7 protein-coding genes and 2 rRNA genes (1 of these 9 only partly in view) are annotated in these 10,248 nt (G+C 46.4%); 3 read left to right on the top strand and 6 right to left on the bottom strand.

Translation table 11 applies throughout. The features are described from left to right. Positions 1-2,151: ribosomal RNA gene (locus N774_RS0108665) — 23S ribosomal RNA — on the top strand (it extends 679 nt beyond the left edge of the window). Between the two features lie 61 nt (positions 2,152-2,212). Next, positions 2,213-2,329 (top strand): 5S ribosomal RNA (gene rrf, locus N774_RS0108660). Between the two features lie 67 nt (positions 2,330-2,396). On the opposite strand, the gene N774_RS0108655 is transcribed toward rrf, so the two are convergent. Further along, on the bottom strand, positions 2,397-2,999 hold the full coding sequence (locus tag N774_RS0108655; protein ID WP_037280207.1) for a dipicolinate synthase subunit B: 603 nt from the start codon (positions 2,997-2,999) through the stop codon (positions 2,397-2,399). Continuing rightward, complete coding sequence (locus N774_RS0108650; RefSeq protein ID WP_024860866.1) at positions 2,986-3,849, bottom strand: dipicolinate synthase subunit DpsA; 864 nt, start codon at positions 3,847-3,849, stop codon at positions 2,986-2,988. The genes N774_RS0108655 and N774_RS0108650 overlap by 14 nt, the downstream gene beginning before the upstream one ends. A 175-nt stretch (positions 3,850-4,024) precedes the next feature. Here N774_RS0108650 and N774_RS0108645 point away from each other — a divergent pair, with 175 nt between their 5' ends. Then, a complete protein-coding gene (locus tag N774_RS0108645; RefSeq protein WP_024860865.1) occupies positions 4,025-6,625 on the top strand; it encodes a YfhO family protein in 2,601 nt (866 codons plus the stop codon). An 87-nt stretch (positions 6,626-6,712) separates the two neighbouring features. Here N774_RS0108645 and N774_RS0108640 read toward each other — a convergent pair whose 3' ends face one another. The 4 genes from N774_RS0108640 to alr all read right to left on the bottom strand — a co-directional run bounded on the left by N774_RS0108640 (position 6,713) and on the right by alr (position 10,205). Then, complete coding sequence (locus N774_RS0108640; protein WP_024860864.1) at positions 6,713-7,780, bottom strand: branched-chain amino acid aminotransferase; 1,068 nt, start codon at positions 7,778-7,780, stop codon at positions 6,713-6,715. A gap of 34 nt (positions 7,781-7,814) precedes the next feature. Then, complete coding sequence (locus tag N774_RS19960; protein ID WP_278244736.1) at positions 7,815-7,946, bottom strand: hypothetical protein; 132 nt, start codon at positions 7,944-7,946, stop codon at positions 7,815-7,817. Between the two features lie 128 nt (positions 7,947-8,074). Continuing rightward, complete coding sequence (locus N774_RS0108630) at positions 8,075-8,689, bottom strand: TIGR04100 family radical SAM protein (RefSeq protein ID WP_024860863.1); 615 nt, start codon at positions 8,687-8,689, stop codon at positions 8,075-8,077. Between the two features lie 355 nt (positions 8,690-9,044). After that, positions 9,045-10,205, bottom strand: a complete 1,161-nt coding sequence (alr, locus tag N774_RS0108625) for an alanine racemase (RefSeq protein ID WP_242836595.1) — start codon at positions 10,203-10,205, stop codon at positions 9,045-9,047. Between the last annotated feature and the right edge of the window lie 43 nt (positions 10,206-10,248).

The raw sequence follows: 10,248 nt of genomic DNA, 5'->3' as shown, positions 1-10,248 counted from the left end.
TAATAGGGCGTCAAGTTGTATGTCATAGACCCGAAACCGGGTGACCTAGCCATGTCCAGGCTGAAGTGGAGGTAAAGCTCCATGGAGGGCCGAACCGACCCCCGTTGAAAAGGTGGCGGATGAGGTGTGGCTAGCGGAGAAATTCCAATCGAACCCGGATATAGCTGGTTCTCCCCGAAATAGCTTTAGGGCTAGCGTTGTATATGATTACCGGAGGTAAAGCACTGAATTGGCTAGGGGCCGAGAGGTTACTGAACCATATCAAACTAAGAATGCCGGATAATTAAGAGTACAGCAGTCAGACTACGTGAGATAAGTCTCGTGGTCAAAAGGGAAACAGCCCAGACCCACAGCTAAGGTCCCGAAATACGTTTAAGTGGAGAAGGATGTGGAGTTGCACAGACAACCAGGATGTTGGCTTAGAAGCAGCCACTCATTAAAAGAGTGCGTAATAGCTCACTGGTCGAGTGACTCTGCGCCGAAAATTCAACGGGGCTAAAACGTATACCGAAGCTTGGGCTGCAGTAGCAATACTGCGGGGTAGGGGAGCGTTGTGTAAGAGGCGAAGTCGTAGCGAAAGCGGCGGTGGATTTTACACAAGTGAGAATGCCGGAATGAGTAGCGAGAATTATGTGAGAATCATAATGGCCGAAAGTCTAAGGTTTCAGAAGGAAGGTTCGTCCGCTTCTGGTAAGCCGGGAGCTAAGGTGAGGCCGAAAGGCGTAACCGATGCACATACGGTAGAAATTCCGTAGCCTCCATTCATTTAAGCACAGGGACACTTTTGAAGGGTTTAGCCGAGCGTTGGTTGCCTCGGTCGTAAGGGACTGCGAATGAGCGGGAAGTAAACTTGGAAGAAGGCGAGAAAAGCTGTGTGTATAGAAGATGGAGCCCGTACCGCAAACCGACACAGGTAGACAGGAAGAAGATTCTAAGGCCAACGGGAGAAGGGTTGTTAAGGAACTCGGCAAGTTGACCCCGTAACTTAGGGAGAAGGGGTGCTCTTTAAGAGCCGCAGAGAATAGGCCCAAGCGACTGTTTAGCAAAAACACAGCTCTATGCTAAATCGAAAGATGACGTATATGGGGTGACACCTGCCCGGTGCCGGAAGGTTAAGAGGAGGAGTGCAAGCTCTGAATTGAAGCCCCGGTAAACGGCGGCCGTAACTATAACGGTCCTAAGGTAGCGAAATTCCTTGTCAGGTAAGTTCTGACCCGCACGAATGGTGTAACGATTTGGGCACTGTCTCAACAACCCGCCCGGCGAAATTGTAGTACCGGTGAAGATGCCGGTTACCCGCGACTAGACGGAAAGACCCCATGGAGCTTCACTGTAGCTTAATATTGAATTTCGGTATTTCATGTACAGGATAGGTGGGAGACTGGGAAGTAAGGGCGTCAGCCTTTATGGAGTCAACCTTGGGATACCACTCTTGAGGTGCTGGAATTCTAACCTGTGGCTCTGAATCGAGTCAGGGGACATTGTTAGGTGGGCAGTTTGACTGGGGCGGTCGCCTCCTAAAAGGTAACGGAGGCGCTCAAAGGTTCGCTCAGCATGGATGGAAACCATGCTTTTGAGTGCAAACGCAAAAGCGAGCCTAACTGCGAGACTGACGGGTCGAGCAGTAACGAAAGTTGGAGTTAGTGATCCGGCGGTATGTGAGTGGAAATGCCGTCGCTCAACGGATAAAAGCTACCCTGGGGATAACAGGCTGATCTCCCCCAAGAGTCCACATCGACGGGGAGGTTTGGCACCTCGATGTCGGCTCATCGCATCCTGGGGCTGAATTCGGTCCCAAGGGTTTGGCTGTTCGCCAATTAAAGCGGTACGCGAGCTGGGTTCAGAACGTCGTGAGACAGTTCGGTCCCTATCTGTCGTGGGCGTAGGATATTTGAAAGGAGCTGTCCCTAGTACGAGAGGACCGGGATGGACGCACCGCTGGTGCACCAGTTGTCATGCCAATGGCACAGCTGGGCAGCTAAGTGCGGAACGGATAAACGCTGAAGGCATCTAAGCGTGAAGCCGACCTTAAGATAAGATATCCCTTCGTAAGAGTAAGACCTCTCAAAGACTATGAGTTTGATAGGCTCAAAGTGTAAGCGTGGTGACACGTTCAGCTTGCGAGTACTAATCGGTCGAGGGCTTTTCCTTTTTACTTCATTCAGAGTGATCGCCTCGCATTACGCTTTATTCGTTTCAAAACTTCATATTAGTCGGTGCTTATGGCAATGAGGTCACACCCGTTCCCATTCCGAACACGGAAGTTAAGCTCATTCACGTTGACGATACTTGGCTGGTGACGGCCCGGGAAACTAAATCAGTGCCGACACAAAACAGGGACTACCTTTTGGTAGTCCCTTTAATTTTGCCCTTGTATCAATGATACAAGGGCTTTTTCATGGCTTTGAATGATAGATTATAGGCCGAAGCTGAACTCCGTTCAGAGCGGCTTCTATGGCTTGCGGGAGCATTGAGAACTCCGCCACAAGCGAAGCCGGCTTGTTTATCCAGTCGTCCTGTACCATTGGCACGAAATAGTAATTCTTTCTGTTGAAGAGCTCTCCGAGATTTTTGGCAGAGCCCATAAGGGAGTCGTTTGAGGCAATGGCAAGAACTACGGGCTTGCCGCGGCGTAGGTGTGATTTTACAGCCATTGTTACGGCGGTATCGGTAATTGAGGCGGCAAGCTTTGCGGCGGTATTGGACGTGCAGGGGGCTACTACCATTATATCTGTAAGCTCGCGGGGGCCGATTGGCTCAGCTGCCGAGACTGTTGTAATTACATCTTTTCCCGTTATGCTGCGTAGTTTTTCCATGTTTTCCTTTGCTGAGCCGAAGCGCGTGGATACAGACGCGGCGTTTTCCGACATTATGGGGAGAAGCTCTGCGCCGTATTCCATTAATATCTCAGCCTGGTCGAAGCTCTGCTGAAATGTGCAGAATGAACCTGTCATGGCGTAGCCGATACGAAGTCCTTTGAGGGTCTCACTCACTGTCATCACCCCTTTCGGCTATCATTGCGCTTATAGTTTCGGCTATTATCTCTCCAGAGGTCACGGGAGCAGTTTTACCCGGGAGCCCCTGCGCCCATATGGTTTTGATTCCCAGCTGCTGAGCTGCAGCGGGGTCTATTCCTCCCGGTTTTGAAGCAAGGTCTATGAACAGCGCAGAGGCTTCAAAACGGCTAAGCATTTCCTTGTCAAATATAAGCTTTGGTACGGTGTTGAATATCAGGTCGTATCCGCCGTTAAGCCGTTTTGTTGGTACGGAGCTGATACCGTGGAGCCGAGTCTTGGCAGCTCCCCGAGGATTATGCACAGCAGCTGTTATGTCTGCGCCGAAGCCCTTGAGTATCTCTGCAAGAGCGCAGCCTATCCTGCCCATTCCGACGATGAGTACCCTCAGACCATTGAGAGTAACAGGCAGCTCCTCAAGAGCAAGCTGTACAGCTCCCTCGGCAGTGGGGACAGCGTTTCTGAGACTGAGCTCCTCCCGGGTGAGATAGTCGTATATCTCACGGTGGGGAAGCATTCGGCGGAGCCTGTCATCGACCCTGCCAGCATAAATAACGCCGTCCTCTGTGAGAAAGCCGTCTATAGCTTCGACGGTGAGCTCAGATGAAAAGCATGGGGCATAAATATTGCCCTTTTGGTCAAGAGAGGGAACAGGCAGCACAGCAAGGTCAAAGCTGCCGCGGTCTGAGCTGTCTGCCACGGGCAGCTGCGGAACACTGTCATAGAAATAATTATCGAAGCCTGTGAGCTTTATATCGAATTCGCGGGAAAGACTTTCAGCGCAGTAGAGCTGGCGCGTGTCTCCGCCTGCAATAAGTATTTTAGGTCTTGTCATATATTACTCCAATCCGCCTGTCGGCATAAAGTGATTATCACTGATCCCTTTATTATATGTAAGAACGGGGAGAAGTGACAATATATCGATCTTGCCTAAAAAAAAGAGCAGATAATATTGTATTTTTATTAATAATATGTTATACTTGAAATGATCTATTATTTAGGAGGTATATATGAAAAAAACAAATCAGCGGTCGTATAAGATGTCAGGGGATAGATATATGCTTGTATTCCTTCTGGGATTTTTTATAATGATGATATCATTGATCCCATTTATTATAAGAGGAAAAGGTATTTTTGTCTACTATGGCGATTATAATGGACAGCAGATACCGTTTTATAATCTTGCCAATGATGCGATCAGAGACGGTCAGCTTGGCTGGAACTGGTATACAGACCTTGGAACGGATTTTATATCTTCTTATTCTTTTTATTTGTTAGGAAGTCCTTTTTTCTGGCTGACGGTTCTTTTGCCGCGTTGGGCAGTGACATATTCAATGTCTGTGCTTCTTGCGATAAAGCATGGTATAGCCACCCTTACTTCATATATATATATAAGGAGATTCGTGCGCGGTAAGACCATTGCTCTGACAGGAGCTGTATTATATGCTTTTTCGGGCTTTCAGATATTCAACATATTCTTTAATCATTTTCAGGACGTCACAGCATTCTTTCCGCTAATGCTTATAGCAATGGAGGAGAATATCAATAATCACCGAAAAGGTGTTTTTGCTCTGATCGTCGCTTTGATGGCGTTCATCAATTATTATTTCTTTTGCGGACAGATAGTTTTCCTTATCCTTTATTATCTGTTCAGAATGAAATGTCCTGATTTCCATACCTCATGGAAGAAGTTTTTCCTGCTCTGTTTTGAAGTTGTTATCGGTACAGCCATTGCAGGTGTGATATTAATGCCGTCTTTTCTTGCCGTAATAAATAATCCACGTGTTGATTCAAAGATGTATGGCACTGAGATATTGGTGTATGATGATCCTGTGACTATTCTGAGGATAATACAGGCTTTCTTTATGCCTTCTGAACCACCTGCATATCCGAATCTTTTTGATACTCAATATAAATGGGGATCTGTCGGAGGATATTTTCCACTGATCGGAATGCTTGGCATAATAACATTTATGCGTACTCACAGAAAGCACTGGGCGACCAGGTTATCATATTGTCTGATGATTTTTGCATGTGTTCCTATTTTGAACAGTTTATTTCAGGCAGCAAACAGTTATTATTATGCGCGCTGGTTCTATATGCCCATACTTATCTTTGCTATGATGAGTGCACGTACCATAGATGAAGAGGACGTGAAAATAAAGCCCGCAATAATATTTTCTTTGGTCGTGCTTGCAGCATTTATTGTTCAATCTCTTATGCCCGTCTATTTTATCGACGAAGAAACTATTCTATATTTCTCACTTCCTAATGATTTGGGTTATTTTGTTATTAGCATATGTATTGCTTTATTTAGCTTGCTTGTGGTAGGATATCTCTTTGATGTCAAGAAGCGAAGAAAGCCATATAAAAAGGCTATGCTTTGGACTACTGCTTTTTTTTGCGTAGGTGTTTTATGCAATACTATGTTTTATGGAACATTTAATAAAAATGGCTTTGATGATAATTACAAGGAATCTGTTATAGATGTAGCAGATGATGTTTATGAGAACGTTTCAGAGGATAATTTTTTTCGTATTGATATATCTAATGGCTGTGATAATTATCCTATGCTCTGGAAATTGCCGAATATAAGAGCATTTCATAGTATTGTTGAGCCATCGATTATTGAGTTTTACACATCACTTAATATTGAACGCGATGTTGCTTCAAGACCTCCTCTCAATGATTACTTTTTGAGAGAACTTCTTTCAGTAAAGTATTACTATCGTGAAAAGACTTCCAATATGCAGTATGCATCGGGAATTACAAGTAAAAATGAGCTTTCAGATAAAAAGATGGCTGAGCTTGGAACTAAGTTTGCAGATAAGTTTGGCCTTGATACTGCATATGAATTAGCTCCCAATGAAGTAAATATAACAGAGGTTCTTCCGGGATTTGAGTATGTTGGTGAAAATGCGTTCTATGAAATATATGAGAATAAGCTCTATATCCCAATGGGAATAGGCTATGATATGTACATTTCCGGGGATAAATCAGATGAAATGAAGCCTTTACAGCGTGAGGGAGTTCTTATTAAGGCTCTTGTGCTTTCTGACGATCAGATAGCCAAATATTCAGATATTCTTACTGAAATTGATACAACAGACACTGATGAGTTTGAAGGAGAGAAATATGTAGAGCTTTGCAAAGAAAAGCAGCAGAATTGCTCGGAATCCTTTAAATTTGATTCCTATGGCTTTGAATCAGAAATTGAACTTGATAAGCCACAACTTGTATTTTTCAGCGTACCGTACAGTAAGGGCTGGACAGCAGAAGTAAATGGCAAGGCAGCAGACATTGAAAGGGTAGATAATGGTCTTATGGCAGTAAGAGCTGAAAGCGGCAGAAATACTATAACATTCCATTATGAGACTCCCGGAATTAAAAATGGTATAATTATTTCTGTTTCCGCATTAGCAGTGCTTGTGCTTTATCTTCTCATATGCCGCCGTTTCCGAGGAAAGGAAAAGGAATATGGATTTGCGCACACCTATGACTATGTATCACAGGGAGACGCAAATTTCATAGATGATTACTATGATGCTGTGATTTCTGAGAGTGATAAAGCCTTTGACGTCGAAGAAGATAAAACAGAGAAAAAGAAATAAGTTTTGCATGGACGGTCAGTGGTCGTTTCTAAGTAATGCAAAAAGGCGCTTCCAATCGGAAGCGCCTTTGATATTTCTGTTATTGGATTATTCAACAGGAACGATCCAGTTGAATGTATCCTCAATCTTGCCCCACTGGATACCTGTCATTGTATCGTAGAGCATCTGTGAGATCTTACCAATCTTGTTGCCGTTGATCTCCATGACCTTGTCGTTCCACTTGAGGTGACCAACAGGTGAGATAACAGCAGCAGTACCTGTACCGAATACCTCGTCAAGCTTGCCTGCATCGTAAGCGTCAGCGATCTCCTGAATATCGATACGTCTTTCCTCAACAGGGATACCCTTGCTCTTGCAGACGTCGATAGCGGACTTTCTTGTGATACCGGGGAGGATAGAGCCCTGAAGCATAGGAGTTACTACCTTGCCGTCGATAACGAAGAAGATGTTCATAGCGCCGACTTCCTCGATGTACTTCTGCTCAACGCCGTCCAGCCAGAGGACCTGAGAGTAGTTCTGCTTGTGAGCCTCGTCCTGTCCGATAAGAGAAGCAGCGTAGTTGCCGCCTGTCTTAGCGAAGCCCATACCGCCTCTTACAGCGCGGACATACTTGCTCTCAACGTAGATGTTTACAGGGTTGAGACCGCTCTCATAGTAAGCACCTGATGGTGAGAGGATGATGATGAAGAGGTACTGAGCGCCGGGCTTAACGCCGAGGAAAGGATCAACAGCGATAATGAACGGACGGATATAGAGTGACTCGCCTTCCTTTGAAGGGACCCAGTCCTTTTCTACCTTGAGGAGCTCAAGGAGGCACTTCATAGCCAGATCCTCGGGAAGCTCAGGGATGACCAGTCTCTCATTGGACTGATTGAGTCTCTTGAAGTTTTCCTGTGGACGGAAGAGCTGTACCTTGCCGTCAGCAGTTCTGTAAGCCTTTAAGCCCTCGAATACTTCCTGACCGTAGTGGAGACACATAGCGGCAGGTGAGAGCTCGATAGGAGCATAGGGCTTGATCTCGGGATCGTGCCAGCCCTGTCCCTCATCGTAGGGCATAACGAGCATATAATCAGTAAAGATGTGACCGAAGCCGAGCTTATCGCCTGGCTGTGGCTTAGCCTTGAGGCTTGCAGCCTTTGTGAATTTGATTTCCATATTATTCAACCTTCTTTTTAATAATATTGACCTGTTAATCCGTGACCGAGAAATAATTCTTCTCGTAAATGCGCTTGCAGACGAAAATAGTCACCGCAGCGGCTGTGATAGCGAGAACTGAGGTAGATACTGAAGCTGCAAGTATGATCTTTCCTTTTTTACTCATAGAAATTACTCCTTATCTCAGATTAGAGAAATCTTTCAATAAATAATTATACCATATTTAAGTATGATTTTCCATAGGCGGAACGCAAAATCATGCACAAACTGAGCTGCTGAAATTTGTGCAGTATATCAGTCGTCAAACTCTCTTACGCGGAGCTTTGCGCCCAGCTTTTCAGCCAGCTCACGGGAAGCTTCTATCTGCTCGGGAGGGATAACGTTAACCACGGACATAATGACCTCAGCCTTGCCTGCCTTTACGCAGTCCCTTGTGAACTTCTGGAGAGCTTCAAAGGCATTGTCGAACTTAGGGCGGGTAACAGCCATGTAGTCCTTTTCTGTGGGAGCATTAAGGCTTATGGAGACGGTATCCAGTTCATAGCAGAGCTCCTTTGCGATGCTTCTGCCGTGGATAAGGTCGCCGAGACCGTTGGTGTTGATGCGCAGACGTGGGCAGTTCTCTCTGCTGCGGAGATAAGCGGCAGTTTCGAGAACGATGTCAAGGCGCTCTGTGGGCTCGCCGTAGCCGCAGAAAACTATCTCACGGTACTTTTTGAGCTTGCGTTTGTTAAGGTCTGAGATTATCTCATCGAGAGTCGGCTCATGCTCCAGCCAGAGGGGATCGGAGCCGTAAGCGCCGTCAGCGTGGTTGCGAATGCAGAATGTGCAGGCGCAGGGACATTTATTTGTAAGGTTGAGGTAGAGATTCTCGCCCACCTCATAGGAAATTGTCATTGCTTTTTTCATATTTATCCTCCTTTTGTAGGGGCGGATATTATCCGCCCAAGCTATCCTCCATTAGCCGTTAGCTTGTAGGGGCGGCGTTCCGCCGCCCACAGTAACACATTGGCTTTTGTAGGGGACGGTATCTCGACGTCCCATTAAGGGACGCCCTCACTTGCAGGGCGTCCCTCTTTTAAAAACAGTCCACTGGACTGTTTTTAAAATTCACCCTTGCGGAGCGCCTTCGGAATGTTTCGCTGTTCTCTGAAAGCTGGGAACAGCGACCAGAGGCGCTGCCTCTGGACTCCGCCAAAGGAACACAGTCCCTTTGGAATCCCGTTCATATTCTCAGCAAGTTATTGCGCAAAATTTTGATTTATCACTCAATATAAATACGTGGAACACGCTTTGAGATACCGCATACCACCTCGTATCCGATAGTACCGTACACCTGTGCAAGGTCGTCGGCTGTGATGCGGTCATTGCCGTCAGTGCCGATAAGCGTTACAATATCGCCAGACTTAGCCTCGGGGACGTCGGACACGTCCATCATGAGCTGATCCATGCAGACTCTGCCCACAATCTTACAGCGTTTGCCGTGAACCAGTATTTCGCCCTTTGAGCTGAGCAGACGTGAGTAGCCGTCGGCATAGCCTATAGTTACAGTAGCGATGCGCATTTCGCGGTCAGCAACGAATGTGCGTCCATAGCTTATGCAGTCGCCTTTCTTCACGGTCTTGACATGGGAAATGACCGCTTTCAGCTCCATAAGAGGCTCAAGTCCCTCGGGGATATCAAGGCTCACATCGGGGTGGAGACCGTAGAGTATGATACCTGCACGGGAGAGAGTACTGCGGGAGCTGTTTCTGTAGCATGTAGCCGCACTGTTCATGAAGTGGAGATGTTTCAGCTTTATGCCGCGGCTCACAAGTACGTCGTATGTATCGGTGATGAACTTCTCCTGCATATCCGTATAGGCGATATTGTCGGGAGAATCGCTGTCCGCAACGGCAAAGTGAGTGTATATGCCCTCAACGGAGAGCTTTTCTATCTTCATCATAGCTTCTATCTCAGCGGCGCAGGCTTCGGGAGTATCATGCTTCAGACCTATTCTTCCCATGCCTGTGTCTATTTTGATATGACAGCGGATAGGCTCATTGCTGTTTTTGACCAGTTCAAGAGCATATTCTGTTGACACAACGCCCTGTATGATATTGTACATGGCTATCTCATGGGCGTACTCGGGAGGAGTATATCCCAGTATGAGTATCTCCGACTTGGGAGCAAATTTCCTTACTGCGATAGCTTCGTCAAGATTGGATACAGCAAAGTAGTTGATACCGCACTGCTCGGCGAGACAGCGGACGATATGCTCGTCGCCGTGGCCGTAAGCGTCAGCCTTTACCACCGCCATTATCTCAGTCCCCGTGGAGTTGAGACCTCTTATGATATCAACATTTTTTCTGAGCTGCGGCAGAGATACCTCAGCCCATGCTCTTTTCAGATACGGCTTCATTCCGTTATCCTTCCTTTCTGTCATATGCAAAGTTAAAATTTAATTACAAGTCAAAAAACGTCTTGAA

It is taken from the genome of Ruminococcus flavefaciens AE3010 (assembly GCF_000526795.1).
GTDB lineage: Bacteria > Bacillota > Clostridia > Oscillospirales > Ruminococcaceae > Ruminococcus > Ruminococcus flavefaciens_D.
The sequence above is the reverse complement of the archived record's forward strand: the minus strand, read 5'-3'. Positions and strand labels throughout refer to the sequence as shown.